The following is a 17,236-nucleotide window of genomic DNA, read 5'->3' as shown; positions in this document are numbered from 1 at the left end:
ATGAAAAAAGATATAATCTTTGTAGGAATTATAATACTAATATCAATAATCACAATATTTCTTCAAAACACATTAAAAAATACATTAAAAGGTGCCAAAGTATATATTTCCGGCAAAGAAGTAATGGAAATAACCAGACCGGGAACATATACAATTAAAGATGATAAAGGCGTCTATAAAATGAAAGTAATCTTTGACGGTTCAAAAATCAAAGCAATTGATTCAACCTGTGCCCTAAAAATTTGCGAACATACAGGGTGGGTTGACAACGCTTCACAGGAAATAATATGCATTCCAAATAAAATCGTGATAAAACCAATTGGAAAAGAAAAAAACACAGGAGTTGACGTAATTTCATGGTGAAAAACAACATACCCAAACAGGCTATACTAATTGCATTAGCATCCGCAGTATATTATGTTGAATCATTGGTTCCTTTTCCTATTCCTCTTCCTGGCGCTCGCTGGGGTTTTTCTAATTTTGCAGTATTATATTCAATAGTAGAAGATAAAAACTTAAAAAATGCTTTGTATATCGCCATTTTTAAATCCATACTTGGCTCATTGCTTTCTGGAAAATTCCTATCTCCAACATTCTTTATGGGATTTTCAGGAAGTGTTATTGCAACATTAATAATGTATTTAGCATTAAAAACAAAAAAATTTGGTATAATAGGAATAAGTGAAAGTGGTGCAATATTCAATAACATAACTCAGGTTACATTTGGATGGTTATTTATAATAAAATCTGCAGGAATATACTGGTATTTACCACAAATGATACTAATAGGAACATTCTCAGCAATTGCAAATGCAATAGTGGTAAAATCTGCACTTAGGAGTGTAAAACCGTGAAAAAAATAATATTAGGCTCTGCCTCTCCGAGAAGAAAGGAACTGCTTTCAAAACTTGGAATAGAATTTGAAATTAGAGTTTCAAATATAAAAGAAATAAGTCAAAAAAACACCCCTGTAGAATACGCAATAGATTTAAGCAAACAAAAAGCACAAAGTATTGAAATAAATGAAAATGAATTATTGATCACTGCAGACACAATTGTAGCATTTGAAAACAAAATCCTGGGAAAACCAAAAGATAAAAAAGATGCATTTAATATGCTAAGAATGCTTTCAGGAAAAAAACATGAAGTAATAACAGGTATTACATTCAAAGAAAATAATTCTATATACTCAATATATGATATAACCGAAGTATATTTTCACCATTTAAATGATAGCATTATACAATATTATATTGAAAACTACTCCCCGTTAGACAAAGCAGGAAGTTATGGTATTCAGGATTTTGCTGGTGTTTTTATAGAAAAAATAAATGGTGACTATTACAACGTTATGGGATTACCAATAAACAAAATTTTTTGGTACTTATATGAGAAAGGAGTTCTAAATGTCTGAACTACCAAGAGAAAAACTCTTAAAATATGGTCCAAAAAATTTGACTATTGACGAATTATTAGCTATAATAATAAGAAAGGGAACAAAAGATAAAAACGTATTTCAACTATCAAAAGAAATTACAGAAAAATATTCTTTAAAAGATTTATTTTATATGAATGTAAATCAATTGAGTCAAATAAAAGGAATTGGAAAAGTTACTGCAATTACCTTAAAAGCTGTTTTTGAGCTTGGAATAAGATTTCACAAAGAAGCCCTAAAAAAAGAAAATATAAAATTGGATTCTCCTGATAAAGTCTACGACTTAATATATGATAGATTTATATTTGAAGACAGGGAAAATGTACTATGCATATCATTAAATAGCAAACTAAATCCTATATCCATTGATACAATAAGTATAGGAACAGCAAATCATTCAATATTACATCCAAGGGATATATTTAAAACCGCAATAAAAAATAATGCAATTTCAATTATATTAATTCATAATCATCCTTCAGGAGATAGCACTCCAAGCATGCAGGATTATGATATTACTGAAAAAATAGAAAAAAGCGGTGAATTATTGGGAATAAAATTGTCGGATCATATAATTATAGGAAAATCAGAATACTACAGCTTCAAACTGGGAAGAAAGGTGATAAGAAATGGATAATATGCCTGATAACTTAAAAGCATTAATGCAATTAAAGAAAAAATTTGAAAAGGATTTAAAAAGAAAAGGAATAAACATTGAACAAAAAAAGAAAAAAACTGTTGAAAGAGCAAATATAGAGATAAAATACATCTCTATACCTATTGACGATGTTCAAACAATTGTTGATTTAAACTACTACGACTTTAAAAATAACAACCTTGAACTTGCAAAACATATAGAAAAACTATTAATAAACAAACCAAAAAGTTCATATGTCAACCAACAGGCAGTTGCACATATACTCAAAGGTGAATACGAGGAAGTAAAAGAACTTTTAGACAATCCTTCATTCCCGGAAGATTATTTCAATCTGGGAATGGCTAAATTTTTGCTCAGGGAACCTGATGCATATGAATTTGCAGAAGATGCATTAAAAAGATTCCCAAACAACAAACACGCAAACCTTTTAATGGCAATGAACGCTGTATATAAAGGAGAATATTACAAAGCATATAAAGCTGTTGAAGAAGCTGCACGAAATTCAAATGATCCTTTATTATATTTCGTTGTAGCAATGTATGAAAAAGATTATGTAAAAGCCAAAGAGCATTTAAGTAGAGTATTCTTACAGGGAAAAGTAAAATACGTTGCCTCAATATACCAGGGATATCTTTACTATCTTTCTCAAGAAGGCGACAAATTATATCATATGAGAAAAAACTTTGAAAACAACATTCCATGCGCAAATTGTCTTTTAAGAAGATCAAAATTAAAAGCTGTAAATGTACCTCCAGATTATTGTAAATACTGGAAAATATTAGAAGCATTTGAATACGAAACCTCTGGAAGGTTTGAAACAGAAACAAATTTACCAGAACAGGCTATAATTTCATTCCTCGGATTCTACAATTACAACAATGAAGAAATGGCAAATAAAACATTTGATAAAATATTTGAAATGTTTGGAGAAGTTAGAGTAATATTCTTCCCAAATGACTCACATGTAAAAGGGTTAAAAACATTTACATTAGAACCTATAAAAAATGGAAAAGTTGCAAAATTATACGGACCTGGATATTATCAAAAAATAAAAAATATACTTCAAAGATTAGAAACAAAAGAAGGAGTAAGATACGATTTTGCAATTGATATTCCTTTCTATGAAGCAATAAGAATGCTGTTTGGCTGGAGAACATGTCAGATGTATTACGAGGGGGAAGAATAAATGACAAGAGATGAAGCCATACAGTTATTAAAAGAACAGGTAAAAAGCGATAATTTAATAAAGCACTGTTTAGCAGTTGGCGCAATAATGAAAGGTCTCGCAAAAGAATTAGAGGAAGATCCAGATCGATGGGAAATAATTGGTATATTACATGATCTTGATTATGAATTCACTAAAGATAATCCAGAAATACATGCAAAAAAAACAGTTGAAATGCTGGGAGACAAATTATCAGAAGAAGAAAAAAACGCTATACTCGCACACAATGATCATGCTCCATTAAACTCAAAAATGGATTTTGCATTATATGCAGCAGATCCAATTTCTGGACTGGTAACAGCTGCAGTTTTAGTAAGACCTGACAAAAAAATTGAAGGATTAAAAGTAAAATCTTTAAAGAAAAAATTTAAAGACAAATCATTTGCAGCTGGTGCCAATAGAGAAAATATCAGAAAAATCGAAGAAATAGGTATAGAATTAAACAGATTTTTTGAAATATCCATAGAATCTATGAAAGAAATAGCAGAAGAACTTGAATTATAACAAAAGTTGCGTTAAACGCAACTTTTGTTTTTAAAAATATACAGAAAGAGGTGGAAAAATGGACTTAAAAAATATCATACAAAAAGAAATTGAAAGGTATAACAAAGAATTCAAAATGCCTGAAAACGATATCTCATTAACTCCTGAGGATGTTGCTAAATATATAGACCATACAATACTAAAAGCAACAACTACACCAGAAGATATAAAAAGAATTTGTAAAGAAGCAAAAGATTATAATTTCTTCTCAGTTTGTGTAAATCCTGTATATGTTCCTTTAGCAAAAGAAGAACTAAAAGGTTCTGAGGTTAAAGTTGCAACTGTAATAGGATTCCCTTTAGGTGCAAATCCAATTGATGTAAAAGCATATGAAACAGATATTGCATTAAATGATGGTGCAGATGAATTCGACATGGTATTAAATGTTGGAATGCTTAAAGCCGGAGAATATGATTACATATATAATGAAATAAAAGCTGTTGTTGAAGCTGCACAGGGAAAAACTGTAAAAGTTATTATAGAAACATGCTACTTAACAACAGAAGAAAAAATTGCTGCATGTGTAATTTCCAAAGAAGCTGGAGCTCATTTTGTAAAAACATCTACAGGTTTTGGAACAGGTGGAGCAACAGCAGAAGATGTAGCTTTAATGAAATTTGTAGTTGGTGATGCATTAAAAGTAAAAGCATCTGGCGGAGTAAGAAGCTTTGAAGATGCATTAAAAATGATAAAAGCTGGTGCAGAAAGAATTGGAGCAAGTTCAGGAGTAAAAATAGTATCTGGCGAAAAAGCTGAAGGTACTGGATATTAATAATTAACAAAAATAACCTTCTCTTTATGAGAAGGTTATTTTTTATTATACCCAAAAGCAAGTTAATGTTAATTTTATAGTAATGAAAATACTTTAAAATAACAGGGATATTTTAAAATATTAGAGGAGGTATTAAAATGGAAAATAAAGTTACAACTGTATCTGAAAAATTGGCAAATCCTGCACCGCTCGGATTAATGGGTTTTGGTATGACAACTGTATTATTAAATCTTCACAACGCTGGTATATTTGAATTAAATGTTATGATAATGGCTATGGGAATATTCTACGGTGGATTAGCACAGGTTATTGCTGGTATATTTGAATTCAAGAAAAACAATACATTTGGTGCTACAGCATTCACATCTTACGGTCTTTTCTGGCTTTCACTTGTGGCAATATGGACAATGCCAAAAATGGGATTAGGTGAAGCTGCTTCAGCAACTGCAGTAGCATTCTATTTATTAATGTGGGGAATATTCACATTATATATGTTTGTAGGAACATTAAAAGGAAACAAATCACTTCAGGTTGTTTTTGGAACATTAACAATATTATTTTTCTTATTATCAATGGGAGATTTCCTGGGAAGTACAGCTATAAAACATTTAGCTGGTTGGGAAGGTATATTCTGTGGAGCTTCTGCAATTTATACAGCAATGGCTGAAGTATTAAATGAAGTATACGGCAAAAAAGTTTTACCTTTATAACATAAATAAAAAAGCCCCTTAAAAGGGGCTATTGTTTTATTAGAGAGCTCTTACGTTTACAGCTTGTAAGCCTTTTTCATTTTCTTGAACTTCGTATTCTACTTCTTGACCTTCTTCTAAAGTCTTGAAGCCATCCATTGTGATAGCTGTGAAGTGTACAAATACGTCTTTTCCATCTTCACCAGAAATGAAACCATAACCTTTTTTTGCGTCAAACCATTTAACTTTACCTTTCATACTTTCCTCCATGTTCCTACCGTGTTACCCATTGCAACTACGGATGTGATTCTCAACCCTTAAGGGTCACACTAATTATATACCTTTTTTTATTAAAAGTCAACTAAAAAATAAAAAAGCCCCTTAAAAGGGGCTATTGATTGTTAGATAGCTCTTACGTTTACAGCCTGTAAACCTTTAGCGTTTTCTTGAATTTCGTATTCAACTTCTTGTTCTTCTTCTAAAGTTTTGAATCCGTCCATTGTAATAGCTGTGAAATGTACGAAAACGTCATTTCCATCTTCTCCAGAAATAAATCCGAATCCTTTTTTTGCATCAAACCATTTAACTTTTCCTCTCATGTTTTCCTCCATGTTTCTCCGTGTTACCCTTGTAACTACGTGTGATTTCTCTTATAGTATATACTTTTATTATTACATTCCACTACTTTATATATTACAATATCTGGATATATACAACAGATAAAATTTTTTACTGTTTTAATTCACTTTTGACGGACTTTCAAAGTTCGTTTTTATAAACCACACATTGATTTTTACTCCATCTATTTCTTCTATTTCATGTTTGAAATCCTCTATTGCTTCTGAATATATCACAAGCCAGCCTTCTTTTAAGCCACTTCTTTTTAAATATTCCACTAATTGCTTTTTCGATTTTTCATATTGATCTTCATCTATATTTGATTTTATTTCTATTAGATATTCTTTGTTATTTAAATTTATTAATAAATCAATTCTTCCTCCTCCTATTTGTGTTTCTGGATATACCTTTCCTTCTGCTGCCTCTACATATAAGCTTAAGAATTGGTCTAAGTTATATTGATATACTCCTTCATAATAATTCCTTCCTTTGAACATTATCGCTCCTCTATTTTTTATGTATCTTGTATATCTTTCGAGTAATTTATTTAAGTCTAAACTTCCATCTTTCCTCAAATATGTTTTTACACTTTCATTTAATGTTTTCATTTCACTTTTTTCTCCATTTACTTTTGGTCTGAATCTTGTATATAATGCTTTATAATATAATGGTACTTTTACACAACATTTTCCATCACAATTGTCTATTACTCCATTTAAATATAAATACTGTATGTTTTCATCGTATATGTTAAATTCTATTTTTTCCGGTTCAAATAGTATTTTCATTATTAACTCTTTTTCTTTTTTCGCTTTGTTTATTATGTTTGATATGTTTTTATCTATATATACTCTCATATAATCTTCAAGTGTTTTTTCAAAATGTTTTACTGTTATAATCTTTTCACCGAAAGCCTTTTTTACTACCAAATCATTTGCAAGGCCATTGGTTAATCCAGGTTGTCCTGCTGCGTTATGCCATATTAATTCTTTTACCTTTTCTTCAAATATTTGCCCTGTTTCCTTTTCATGTTGTGAAAGTAAGTCATATACCTGTTCTTTTGTAAAGTATGGAAATTCCATTTCATATGCTATGTTATATGGACTTGCTGGATCATCCGGAAATATTGGTATGTATTCTGTTCCTGATATTATCACACTTCTTAATCCATATAATTCTTTTTTATGAAACATTGCTCTTATTATATGCAAAAGATCATTTAATACTTCTTTATTATCCAATTCATTATAATCATCTATCATTAATATTATATCTTTTTTCTGTTCTTCGTGAAGTTCATAAAAATAATTTTCAATATCTCTTAATCGTTTAAGTTTATTGTTTATTTCTATACTTTCAAAAAATTTATTTACAAAATCTTCGGAATTCTCTATATTTTTATAATCTTTAAATGATACATACATAGGTAAATATTTGTCTTTTATTTTTTCTTCTAACATTCTTAAAAAAGTTGTTTTTCCAGAGTGTGCAGGAGCTATTATATTAAAATATTCCCATCTTTCTATATGATTAAGCGCTTCTTCCGTTATATCCGGTCTTTCCACATAATAACATGTTTTCTTATCAACTGGTCCTGATGTACAAAACATCCTCATCACTTCCACCTCCTACTCTTCAATTATACCATATCAAAACAAAATGATGCTTTCGCCTTATTTTGTAAATAGTAAAATAGGGGCGAAGACTAAGATTTTCCCGAAGCGGTGATGACAGGATAGTTGAAAAAAATAAAAGCGAGTGAAGGCTCGCAGAGTGCCTGAGAAAATTGTGAGTGGAAGGGGGCAAAATCACACGGATGTGATTTTGAGTGAAGACGAACACGGACGTGAGTCTGCAACGACCCCTGAGAACGAACAATTTTCGAAGATCAGCACTCAAGTTGCCTGAAAGAGCTTTTATTTTTTCCAACACAAAAAATTTTCAAATGGAGCAAGGATCAGAAATTCTTGCCGTCTGAGTGAATATTATTTTTCTATTTTCAAAGATAAATTTCGAGGATTAGCAACCAAGTCGTTTGAGGAAGTTTTTATTTTTCTCAATCAACAACACAAAAGGACAAACACGGACGTGAGTCTGCAACGACCGTATATACTACTAAAAAAAACCCCTCTGGTTTTATACCAGAGGGATACAATTAAAACTTATTATTTTTCAACAACTACTCTTGGTGCATTATCATAATTTTCTATTGTTCCTAAGTGCTGAATGTATTCTTTTACAACATCAGCAAGAACAAATCCTGTATCGAATCCTTTTAATCCTTTTAACATCTTATAACCGTCTCCACCACCAGCAATGTAGTTATTAGCTGCTACTTTATATGTAGCTTTTAAGTCTATTGGTTTTCCATTTACCATAACATCAACAGGTTTCTTATCCTTAATCTTGTATGTCATACCACCAACGTGCAACCATGCACCTTTACCAGCTGGTATTGTTGCTGCGTATTCTAATACTTTCATTAAATCTGCACCTGTCATTTCAAATACATATGTTGTATTTCCAAATGGTAATACAGTTAAAATATCTCTATATGTAATTGGTCCTGGTTGAATTGAAGCTCTAATTCCTCCACCATTCTGCAATGCAACATCTGCACCTGTTTTCCAGATTAATGCATCTGTAATTAAGTGGCCAAGATTTGTATCTCCACTTCTTACATGTGCCCTTTCACCATCTAATAATATCTTTGTTTCTCCAACAACTTTATTTAATTCTTCTGCACCTAATGAATAATAGTAATCAGCAATCATTTTGATAAATGGATCTTCTGGAATTGGTTCTGTTACGTATTCATATTTTGAATGTCCATTTTCGTCTTTTCCTAAATATTTCTTTAAGTTAATAGGAATTGCTGCCCATTCGTAATCAACGATTTTTCCATTTTCTACCCATAAATCCAATCTTCCAAGATATTTACCCCATTCACCAGCCTGAACAACAATTGTTTTGTTGATATATGCTGCTTTATTCATTAATGTGTGTGAATGTCCGTCAATAATTATATCAATACCCTTAACATCTTTTGCTAATTGATCTGATGTTGTGTATTTTACACCAAGTGGTTGATCATCTTTACCATAACCAAGATGTCCTAATACAACAACAATATCAGCTTTTTTCTTTAATTCTGGTAAGTATTTCTTAACTGTTTCTTCTACATTTAAGAATTTTCCGCCATTTAAGTGAAGTGGTTCCAATACCTGTGTCTGTTCTGTTGTAACACCTAATATAGCAACCTTAACTCCACCAACATTTTTAATGATATATGGTTTGAATAACTGTCTTCCGTCTTTTGTAACAAAATTAGCTGAAAGGAATGGGAATCCAGCATATCTCTGTTGCATAAATGTTGTGCTTAAAGGATTATCAAATTCGTGATTACCTAAAGCCATTGCATCTACACCCATATAATGTAATGCAACAAAGTCCGGAATTGCATCTAATTGATCTGATTCTGGAACACCTGTGTTTACGTCACCAGCATGTAAGAATAATACATTATCATTAACTGCTCTTTCCTGATTTACCAATGTTGCAATTCTTGCAAAACCACCAATGTCAGGATTGTGATACTCACCATATGGCCATACATGTCCATGTGTGTCGTTAATGTGGAAAATAACAAGATGTGTTGGTGCTGCAAAGATAGCAATAGACAACAATGCAACCAACAATACTAAAAGCTTCTTCATCATAATACCCCCTTAATATAAGATTTTAGGATTTATTTTACAAAAAGATTCTTTCTTGAAAAGATTATATCCCCAACATCTACCTTTAATTCTCGAGCAACAACAGGACATTTTGCCATTAATGCAAAGTATATCTTTTCAGATTCTCCATTAAGACCTTCAAAATTCCCCTGACCCTTTGAGATAATAATATCAGCCTGTTTATACGCAATTAAAAATTCCTGATTAACATCGCTTAATAATGTACCTGGAATCTTGCTTCCACTTTCAATTACCTCTGATGCCACTTCTTCTAATCCAACTTCCTTTGCATCTTCTAAAGTAACGTCATTTATTACAGGAGCACTTCTTACAGCAGAAATAATATGTACTTCAGGAAATTCTTCCTTTATCATTTTTATAAACAACTTATCAAGAACAATTTCTCCTGCATTATCATGAATATATAATAATATTTTTGCCTCCTGAAGCGTTTCATAAAAAGAATCAAAATCATCCAGAGAAAAATTCTTTAGTTTTAAACTATTTTCAAGTTCCCATTCTAACTCTCCAAAGGAATTTTTTATTCCATAATCTATAACATTTCCAAGAACAGATAACTTTGCTGCATTTTTCAACGGCTCATCAGAATCCTTTAAAAACTTATACAATTCATCATAAGCCTCTAAAAATAATGCATTTGACGCCTGTTTTTCTTCTCTATAAAAGTCATGTGTCTTAGTTTCAGACTTTTCTCCAAGCTTCTCATAAATAACCCTTGCCAATTCTATAGGTCTTTTTCCATATTCTGAATATTTTAAAAGATCCGTAGAAACAGACTTCATCAAATCAAATTTTTCCTTTTCATCGAGATAATCAAAGTTCTTTCCTATAATTGTTTTTATCTGAGAAACTATACAATCTATACACTCAAACTTCGCATACATATTATTACCCCCGTTTCTTTTATTTCTTTATTTAAATTATAGAAATAAAAGTTTACAGTTTTAAAGATTTAAATTGAATATACCTTTTAAATTTGATTAACCCTTTACAACTCCAACGGGGGTTAACTTTGCAATCTTTCTGGATATTCCAATTTTTTCTATAATATCAACAACAGAATCTACATCTTTATACACTTCTGGTGCTTCCTCAACAATGGTATTTTTTGATTTTGAAATTATCTTTATCTTTTTTTCTTTCATTGAATTTAAAACATTTTTATAATTTAATCTTCTTTTAGCCTGTCTTCTACCTAAAACTCTCCCTGCTCCATGAGCAGATGAGCCAAATGCAATACTCATAGATTTCTCTGTACCCAGCAAAATATATGAAGAACTTCCCATGCTTCCAGGAATCAACACTATTTGGTCCGGAAACGCTCTTGTAGCACCCTTTCTGTGAACAATTAAATCTTTCTCTTCACCATCAACATTATGCTTTTCCAATTTTGCTATATTATGCGTAATATCATATAACAATTTAGATTCAACATCAAATAAATCCTTAAAAATATTTCTTATTTTATGTCCCATTATCTGTCTATTAACAAAAGCAAAATTGGCAGCAGCATTCATTGCAGAAAAATATTCCTGACCATATTTGCTTTTAAAAGGAGCATTTATTAACTGTTTATCTGGAATTTTTTTATTCCAATCTTTTAAATTATCTCTGAAAATTTTTATATAATCTGTTGCAACCTGATGTCCAAGACCTCTTGAACCTGAATGAATCATATATACAATTTGACCTTCAAAAAGACCGTATCTTTCAGCATTTTCTTTCTCGAAAACCTTTTCAACAATCTGGATTTCAATAAAATGATTTCCAGATCCAAGAGTCCCTAATTCATCTGCTCCTCTTTTTATCGCTTCATCACTAACAAAATCCGCATCTGCGTACTTAATTTTACCGCTATCTTCAATATTATACAAATCTTCTGCCAAACCGTAATTATTATTTATTGCCCAATATACACCATTGTTCAGGATTTTCTTCATTTCCTTTACAGACAATTTAAAATTCGTTCTGGAGCCGACGCCAACAGGAATTTCATTATAAACTCTGGTTAGTATCTCATCTATATAATCTTTTATCTCTGAAAATTCGAGAGAGGTAGTCATTATTCTAACACCACAATTAATATCAAATCCAACTCCGCCAGGAGAAATAATACCACTATCAGCATCAAATGCTGCGACACCACCTATTGGAAAACCATAACCCCAATGTATATCTGGCATACCAAAAGAACCTTTCACAATCCCTGGTAATGTAGCAACATTAACCAATTGCATAATAGCTTCATGATATTCCTGGCTACGAATAGTTTGGGAATCGGTTAAAACATAAACAGGAACTTTCATATTTTTAAATTTTTCAACTTTCCACATATATTTATTTTCTCTTATAATATCCATTATTTTCCCTCCATGATAATTATAACATAGCATTTTATTTTTATAAACATTTTTAGAAAAAAATGGAGGAAGGTTATTTTAACCTTCCTCTATTTCTTCCAGCGCATTTTCAAGTGTATGCCAGGCAAGAGTAAAACACTTAACCCTTACCGGAAATTTTGATATCTCAGAATAAACCACAAGATTACCAACCAATTCTTCATCAAAATCCTCACCCTGTGCCATTTTTTTAACCTCTTCAAGAATTTTTTCAGCTTCATCTAAGCTTTTTCCGGTAATTGCTTCACACATTAAAGCAGCTGAAGATTGACTGACAATGCAACCATGTCCCTTAAATCTTGCCTCTTCTATTTTGCCATTTTTTACTTTTAAAAATAGCGTTATTTCATCACCACAGGATAAATTTTTTCCATCTTCAGAAATTGTTGCGTCATCAATTTCACCCTGAAATTGTGGATTTCTTGCATAATCAAGAATAATATCAGAATATAAATCCTCTAAACTCATCTCAACCACTCCCTGATATATTTTAATCCTTCTATTAACCTATCAACCTCTTCTTCTGTATTGTAAAAATAAAAGCTGGCTCTACACACAGATTTTGTTCCAAGCTGTTTTAATAAAGGCTGAGCACACAAATGACCACTTCTTACAGCTATACCAAACTTATCGCTTAAAATCTGTGCAACATCGTGTGGATGAATGTTATCCACGTTAAATGTAATAATTGATGTTTTATCTTCTGGACCATAAACAGTGACAAAATCCAATTCTTTAAATCGTTTATTAGCATACTCAGTTAATCTTTTATCATGTTCAATAATATTATCTATTCCAATTTTGTTTATATAATCAATAGCAGCCTTTAATCCAACAGCACCACCAACATTTGGTGTGCCAGCCTGAAACTTTTCTGGCAATTCAGCAAAATCTGTATTTTCAATGCTAACCCAATTAATCATTTCTCCGCCATAATGAAAAGGAGGCAATTTCTTTAAAAGTTTTTTCTTGCCATAGAATATTCCAATTCCCATAGGTCCAAGTATCTTATGCCCTGAAAATGAAAGAAAATCAACATCGAGTTTCTTTACATCAATTCCAAAATGTGGAACCAATTGAGCACCGTCAACATGAACTAAGATTTCTTTCTCATGAGCAAATTTTATAATTTCCTCAATAGGAATTACCTGACCTGTGACATTTGATAATCCCGTTATTGAAATTAGTTTTGTGTTTTCATTCACATTTCTTAAAAATTCATCAAGGTTAAAGATTCCATTTTCTGGATTATAATATTGAACAGTAAAATCAAATGTATATGCTAACTGTTGCCATGGAACAAAATTAGAATGATGTTCTATGGTAGTAATAAGCACCTCTTTATCTTTTAACCAACCGCTTTTACCTATGGAATATGCAAAAAGGTTTATAGACTCTGTTGTTCCCCGTGTAAAAATCACTTCGCTTGTTTTAGCATTAATAAACTTTGCTACAGCTTTTCTTGAACTTTCATACATATCTGTGGCTTCATTTGAAAGCAAATGCGCACCACGGTGCACATTTGCGTTATGATAATCATAAAAACCCTTTATGGCATCAGTAACTTCAACAGGTGTCAAAGTTGTTGCGCCATTATCAAAATATACCAATTTTTTTCCATTAATCTCTCTCTCAAGAATTGGAAAACTCCTTATCAAATCTTCTCTCGATAACATCTCTTAACGCCCCCGCATATTTAGAATTTATTTCTTCAATAACCTCTATTGCCGGTTCAAAATTCCCAAAAGCAATTTCCTTTTTAGCAGCATTTTTGGAATATCCTCTTGTCATCATATAATAAAGCTTATCCTCTTCTATTGTTCCTACACTTGCAGCATGTCCAGCATTAACTTCGTTTTCATCAACATATAATGAAGGGAAAGCCATTACTTTAGCCTTTTCAGATAAAACAAGATTAAAATCCTGCTCTTCAGCTTCAGCATTCTTTGCACCTTTTTTAATGTCAAGATTCCCTCTAAATATAACCCTTGAAGAATCCATCAAAACGCCACGTCCTACAATATGACCAATGGTTTCTGGTGCATAATATCTTAAAAGATAGAACATATCTATTATTTCATTATCCTGTGTAAGATAATATGGATAAATATCAACCTTTCCATTTTCATTTGCTAACCGAGTTACAATATGTGGGGCAGTAACCTTTCCGCCAATGTTAATATCATAAACAGTTAATTGTGCATTTTTTCCTACATCAAAAAACATATTGTCTGTTGAAATGTCGTTATCAAAAAGATTTATATTTATTACAGTTAATTTTGAATTTTCTTCCAGCTTTCCTCTTAACGTTTTAATCTTTGTACCCTTTCCCTTTGATTCTATAAATCTAATTAAAGTAGCTTCACTATTTTCATCAATATATATTACTTCAAGACCATATAATGGAGATTTATCAATAACCTCTTTTATCCAATAAACCTCATTATTCTGGTTTTTGTTAGTTTTTAAATAGAAGCCTGTGTTAAAAAACACGTCGCTCATTAACAAAAATTTTCTGTGTGAACCATCAAAATCCATATTATTTAAGATTTCAATACCTTTATTATCTATATCATTAATTGATTTAAGATTATCTGACATTAAAGAATTAAACTTTGCAACATATGGCAAAGGATTAAAACCTTCCAATTTACTCCTTTTCCACTTTGGAAATCCTAAAGTTTTATATTCTTCAAATCTTTTTCTTCTAAAACTTTTTAATTCATTACTTGTGTAAAATTTCTCAGCTTCTTCTATTTCAATTATACCATAATCATTATCTGATTTTATCTCAGGAACCTTCCATTCTGTAGCCAAAAAATCATTATGATTTAAAACAAGCGCTTTTTCGTACATTTAAAAATTCACCTCCACTGAAGCTTATCCTATAGAGGATTCAACTTCAAGATTAATTAATTTATTTAATTCCAATGCGTATTCAAGTGGCAATTCCTTTACTAACGGTTCAATAAACCCTCTTACAATCATGCTCTTTGCGTCCGCTTCGCTAAGACCTCTTGACATTAAATAATATATCTGTTCTTCACTGATTCTTCCAATTTTAGCTTCATGTCCAACATCAGCATCATCTGTAAACACCTCAATTAAAGGTACAGTATCACTCTTTGATTTATTGTCAAGCATTAAAGCATTACATTCAACAGAAGATTTAGCTCCTTTTGCACTTTCGGCAATCTTCACCCAGCCTCTATAAAATGCCCAACCGCCACCAATACTAATACTTCTTGCATTAACAACAGAACTTGTATATGGTGCAAGGTGAAATACCTTTGAACCAGTATCAAGATGTTGATTTGGTCCGGCATATGTTAATGTAATACTGCTATTCTTTGCGCCTTTACCTTTTAAGATAGTCATAGGATAAAGCATAGTTTTAAAACTTCCAAGAGAACCGGAAACCCATTCCATAGAACCATCTTCGTCAACAATAGCCCTCTTGGTGTTGAGATTATATGTATTCTTACTCCAATTTTGAATGGTGGAATATTTCATCTTTGCGCCTTTTTTTACGTATATTTCAACCATACCAGCATGTAAATTGGTTACACTATAAAATGGTGCAGAACAACCTTCAATAAATTCAACTTCTGAGCCTTCATCTGCAATAATCAAAGTATGTTCAAGCTGACTCATTCCGGGATTATTCATTCTAAAATATGCCTGTAATGGCAAAGGAACCTTTACACCTTTTGGAACATATAAAAACGAGCCGCCGCTCCATAATGCTCCATGTAAAGCTGCATATCTATGATTATATGAAGGCACAAGCTTCATAAAATATTCTTTTATTAAATCAGGATATTCCTTTACAGCAGTTTCCATATCAAGAAAGATAACCCCAAGTTCGTCTAATTCCTTTTGAATATGCTGATAAACAACTTCCGAATCGTATTGTGCTCCAACTCCAGCTAAAGCCTTTCTTTCTGCTTCAGGAATTCCTAATTTTTCAAAAGTATCCTTAATTTCCTCAGGAACCTCTTCCCATGTTGCAGCCTTTTTGGCATCAGGTTTCATATATGCAACTATTTTACTTAAATCAAGATTTTTAATATCTACACCAAAATTCGGTTCATGGTAAGATTCGAAAATCTTAAAAGCTTCCAATCTATGTTCTAACATCCATTTAGGTTCATTCTTTGCTTCTGAAATCTCTCTAATAACCTTTTCATTTAACCCAGGAGGTGTTTTAAAAGCGTATTTAGCTTCATTTCTAAAATCGAACATCGATTGATTAACCATTATTTCATCATAGTTTATATCATTAATATCCTTCATATTACCACCCCTTTACAGTGTCAGCATCAACAAACTCATTTAAGATACTATAACCCTTTTCCTCAATTTCTTCAGCAAGTGATGCATCGCCTGTATGAACAATTCTTCCATTAACATATACATGAACAAAATCAGGATGCAAATATTTCAAAATTCTCTGATAATGTGTAATCATTAAAATACTCATATCCTCAGTCTTTAATTTATTAATAGCTTCAGCAACATCTCTTAAAGCATCAACATCTAACCCGGAATCTATTTCGTCAATAATTACGAGCTTAGGCTTTAAGAAAAACAATTGCAAAATTTCACTCTTTTTCTTTTCTCCACCGGAAAATCCAGAATTAACGTATCTTTCTAAAAATGATGGTGAAAGATTTATCTCTTCGCATAACTTATTCAATCTCTTGTTTAATTCAATAGGCGAAACCTTTTCATCAGGATGCATATGTCTGTATGCATTAATTAAAAACTGTCTCATTTTAACCCCCTCAATTTCCTGAGGGTGTTGAAAAGTCAGAAATATTCCTAACTTAGCCCTTTCATTTGTATCGAGGTTTAAAATATCCTTTCCTTCAAATAAAACTTCACCATCAGTTACTTCAAACTTTGGTGATCCCATAATAACATTTGAAAGTGTTGATTTACCAGAACCGTTTGGTCCCATTAATACATGTATTTCGCCAGGATTTATAGTTAAATTCACGCCTTTTAATATTTCTTTGTCGTCTTCAATGACTTTAGCTTTTAAATTTTTAATAGATAATAACATTTTAATTCCTCCTTTTTTTGTCATATTTTCTTCTAATATCATTATACAAAATTAGACAAAAAAAGTCAAAT

19 protein-coding genes are annotated in these 17,236 nt (G+C 31.4%); 8 read left to right on the top strand and 11 right to left on the bottom strand.

What is annotated here, in order from left to right; translation table 11 throughout:
- The 8 genes from MARPI_RS06470 to MARPI_RS06435 all read left to right on the top strand — a co-directional run bounded on the left by MARPI_RS06470 (position 1) and on the right by MARPI_RS06435 (position 5,343).
- Positions 1-363 (top strand): NusG domain II-containing protein, encoded by a 363-nt coding sequence (locus MARPI_RS06470; RefSeq protein ID WP_014296791.1) that lies wholly within the window; start codon positions 1-3, stop codon positions 361-363.
- A complete protein-coding gene (locus tag MARPI_RS06465) occupies positions 357-854 on the top strand; it encodes a Gx transporter family protein (protein WP_014296790.1) in 498 nt (165 codons plus the stop codon). Before MARPI_RS06470 ends, MARPI_RS06465 begins: the two co-directional genes overlap by 7 nt.
- Positions 851-1,414 (top strand): nucleoside triphosphate pyrophosphatase, encoded by a 564-nt coding sequence (locus MARPI_RS06460; RefSeq protein ID WP_014296789.1) that lies wholly within the window; start codon positions 851-853, stop codon positions 1,412-1,414. The genes MARPI_RS06465 and MARPI_RS06460 overlap by 4 nt, the downstream gene beginning before the upstream one ends.
- Positions 1,407-2,072: a RadC family protein gene (gene radC, locus MARPI_RS06455; protein WP_014296788.1), complete on the top strand. Its 666-nt coding sequence runs from the start codon at positions 1,407-1,409 to the stop codon at positions 2,070-2,072. Before MARPI_RS06460 ends, radC begins: the two co-directional genes overlap by 8 nt.
- A complete protein-coding gene (locus MARPI_RS06450) occupies positions 2,065-3,279 on the top strand; it encodes a tetratricopeptide repeat protein (RefSeq protein ID WP_014296787.1) in 1,215 nt (404 codons plus the stop codon). Before radC ends, MARPI_RS06450 begins: the two co-directional genes overlap by 8 nt.
- A complete protein-coding gene (locus MARPI_RS06445; protein ID WP_014296786.1) occupies positions 3,280-3,822 on the top strand; it encodes an HD domain-containing protein in 543 nt (180 codons plus the stop codon).
- A 58-nt stretch (positions 3,823-3,880) separates the two neighbouring features.
- Positions 3,881-4,633, top strand: a complete 753-nt coding sequence (gene deoC / locus MARPI_RS06440; RefSeq protein WP_014296785.1) for a deoxyribose-phosphate aldolase — start codon at positions 3,881-3,883, stop codon at positions 4,631-4,633.
- 137 nt (positions 4,634-4,770) lie between these two features.
- Positions 4,771-5,343, top strand: a complete 573-nt coding sequence (locus MARPI_RS06435; RefSeq protein WP_014296784.1) for an acetate uptake transporter — start codon at positions 4,771-4,773, stop codon at positions 5,341-5,343.
- 39 nt (positions 5,344-5,382) lie between these two features.
- Here the strand turns inward: MARPI_RS06435 and MARPI_RS06430 are convergent, their stop codons facing one another.
- The 11 genes from MARPI_RS06430 to sufC form a co-directional block, all read right to left on the bottom strand.
- Positions 5,383-5,580, bottom strand: a complete 198-nt coding sequence (locus MARPI_RS06430) for a cold-shock protein (RefSeq protein ID WP_014296783.1) — start codon at positions 5,578-5,580, stop codon at positions 5,383-5,385.
- Between the two features lie 143 nt (positions 5,581-5,723).
- Positions 5,724-5,921, bottom strand: coding sequence for a cold shock domain-containing protein (locus MARPI_RS06425; protein WP_014296782.1), 198 nt, complete (start codon positions 5,919-5,921; stop codon positions 5,724-5,726).
- 138 nt (positions 5,922-6,059) lie between these two features.
- On the bottom strand, positions 6,060-7,556 hold the full coding sequence (locus tag MARPI_RS06420) for an AAA-like domain-containing protein (RefSeq protein WP_014296781.1): 1,497 nt from the start codon (positions 7,554-7,556) through the stop codon (positions 6,060-6,062).
- A 549-nt stretch (positions 7,557-8,105) separates the two neighbouring features.
- Entirely contained in the window at positions 8,106-9,656 is a 1,551-nt protein-coding gene (locus MARPI_RS06415) for a 5'-nucleotidase C-terminal domain-containing protein (protein ID WP_014296780.1), read from the bottom strand.
- Between the two features lie 32 nt (positions 9,657-9,688).
- Positions 9,689-10,582 carry a damage-control phosphatase ARMT1 family protein gene (locus tag MARPI_RS06410; protein ID WP_014296779.1) on the bottom strand — a complete coding sequence of 298 codons (894 nt, stop codon included), beginning with the start codon at positions 10,580-10,582 and terminating at the stop codon, positions 9,689-9,691.
- A 96-nt stretch (positions 10,583-10,678) separates the two neighbouring features.
- On the bottom strand, positions 10,679-12,058 hold the full coding sequence (locus MARPI_RS06405) for an RtcB family protein (protein WP_014296778.1): 1,380 nt from the start codon (positions 12,056-12,058) through the stop codon (positions 10,679-10,681).
- Between the two features lie 78 nt (positions 12,059-12,136).
- Entirely contained in the window at positions 12,137-12,565 is a 429-nt protein-coding gene (gene sufU, locus MARPI_RS06400) for a Fe-S cluster assembly sulfur transfer protein SufU (protein WP_014296777.1), read from the bottom strand.
- Positions 12,562-13,773 (bottom strand): aminotransferase class V-fold PLP-dependent enzyme, encoded by a 1,212-nt coding sequence (locus MARPI_RS06395; protein ID WP_014296776.1) that lies wholly within the window; start codon positions 13,771-13,773, stop codon positions 12,562-12,564. The genes sufU and MARPI_RS06395 overlap by 4 nt, the downstream gene beginning before the upstream one ends.
- Complete coding sequence (locus MARPI_RS06390; RefSeq protein WP_014296775.1) at positions 13,730-14,953, bottom strand: SufD family Fe-S cluster assembly protein; 1,224 nt, start codon at positions 14,951-14,953, stop codon at positions 13,730-13,732. Before MARPI_RS06390 ends, MARPI_RS06395 begins: the two co-directional genes overlap by 44 nt.
- Before the next feature lie 24 nt (positions 14,954-14,977).
- Positions 14,978-16,357: a Fe-S cluster assembly protein SufB gene (gene sufB / locus MARPI_RS06385; RefSeq protein WP_202945947.1), complete on the bottom strand. Its 1,380-nt coding sequence runs from the start codon at positions 16,355-16,357 to the stop codon at positions 14,978-14,980.
- A 37-nt stretch (positions 16,358-16,394) separates the two neighbouring features.
- Complete coding sequence (gene sufC / locus MARPI_RS06380; protein WP_014296773.1) at positions 16,395-17,165, bottom strand: Fe-S cluster assembly ATPase SufC; 771 nt, start codon at positions 17,163-17,165, stop codon at positions 16,395-16,397.
- Positions 17,166-17,236: the final 71 nt, after the last annotated feature.

It is taken from the genome of Marinitoga piezophila KA3, assembly GCF_000255135.1.
In the GTDB taxonomy this organism is placed as follows: Bacteria; Thermotogota; Thermotogae; order Petrotogales; family Petrotogaceae; genus Marinitoga; species Marinitoga piezophila.
This window is presented reverse-complemented; position numbering and strand designations above follow the sequence as displayed.

What these genes read in the sequence shown, in the direction of transcription:
- MARPI_RS06470 (WP_014296791.1), top strand. Translation starts at nt 1, where the DNA reads ATGAAAAAAGATATAATCTTTGTAGGAATTATAATACTAATATCAATA.
- MARPI_RS06465 (WP_014296790.1), top strand. Translation starts at nt 357, where the DNA reads ATGGTGAAAAACAACATACCCAAACAGGCTATACTAATTGCATTAGCA.
- sufU (WP_014296777.1), bottom strand. Translation starts at nt 12,565, where the DNA reads ATGAGTTTAGAGGATTTATATTCTGATATTATTCTTGATTATGCAAGA.
- sufB (WP_202945947.1), bottom strand. Translation starts at nt 16,357, where the DNA reads ATGGTTAATCAATCGATGTTCGATTTTAGAAATGAAGCTAAATACGCT.
- radC (WP_014296788.1), top strand. Translation starts at nt 1,407, where the DNA reads ATGTCTGAACTACCAAGAGAAAAACTCTTAAAATATGGTCCAAAAAAT.
- deoC (WP_014296785.1), top strand. Translation starts at nt 3,881, where the DNA reads ATGGACTTAAAAAATATCATACAAAAAGAAATTGAAAGGTATAACAAA.
- MARPI_RS06410 (WP_014296779.1), bottom strand. Translation starts at nt 10,582, where the DNA reads ATGTATGCGAAGTTTGAGTGTATAGATTGTATAGTTTCTCAGATAAAA.
- MARPI_RS06390 (WP_014296775.1), bottom strand. Translation starts at nt 14,953, where the DNA reads ATGTACGAAAAAGCGCTTGTTTTAAATCATAATGATTTTTTGGCTACA.
- MARPI_RS06425 (WP_014296782.1), bottom strand. Translation starts at nt 5,921, where the DNA reads ATGAGAGGAAAAGTTAAATGGTTTGATGCAAAAAAAGGATTCGGATTT.
- MARPI_RS06435 (WP_014296784.1), top strand. Translation starts at nt 4,771, where the DNA reads ATGGAAAATAAAGTTACAACTGTATCTGAAAAATTGGCAAATCCTGCA.
- MARPI_RS06445 (WP_014296786.1), top strand. Translation starts at nt 3,280, where the DNA reads ATGACAAGAGATGAAGCCATACAGTTATTAAAAGAACAGGTAAAAAGC.
- MARPI_RS06415 (WP_014296780.1), bottom strand. Translation starts at nt 9,656, where the DNA reads ATGAAGAAGCTTTTAGTATTGTTGGTTGCATTGTTGTCTATTGCTATC.
- sufC (WP_014296773.1), bottom strand. Translation starts at nt 17,165, where the DNA reads ATGTTATTATCTATTAAAAATTTAAAAGCTAAAGTCATTGAAGACGAC.
- MARPI_RS06430 (WP_014296783.1), bottom strand. Translation starts at nt 5,580, where the DNA reads ATGAAAGGTAAAGTTAAATGGTTTGACGCAAAAAAAGGTTATGGTTTC.
- MARPI_RS06450 (WP_014296787.1), top strand. Translation starts at nt 2,065, where the DNA reads ATGGATAATATGCCTGATAACTTAAAAGCATTAATGCAATTAAAGAAA.
- MARPI_RS06395 (WP_014296776.1), bottom strand. Translation starts at nt 13,773, where the DNA reads ATGTTATCGAGAGAAGATTTGATAAGGAGTTTTCCAATTCTTGAGAGA.
- MARPI_RS06420 (WP_014296781.1), bottom strand. Translation starts at nt 7,556, where the DNA reads ATGAGGATGTTTTGTACATCAGGACCAGTTGATAAGAAAACATGTTAT.
- MARPI_RS06405 (WP_014296778.1), bottom strand. Translation starts at nt 12,058, where the DNA reads ATGGATATTATAAGAGAAAATAAATATATGTGGAAAGTTGAAAAATTT.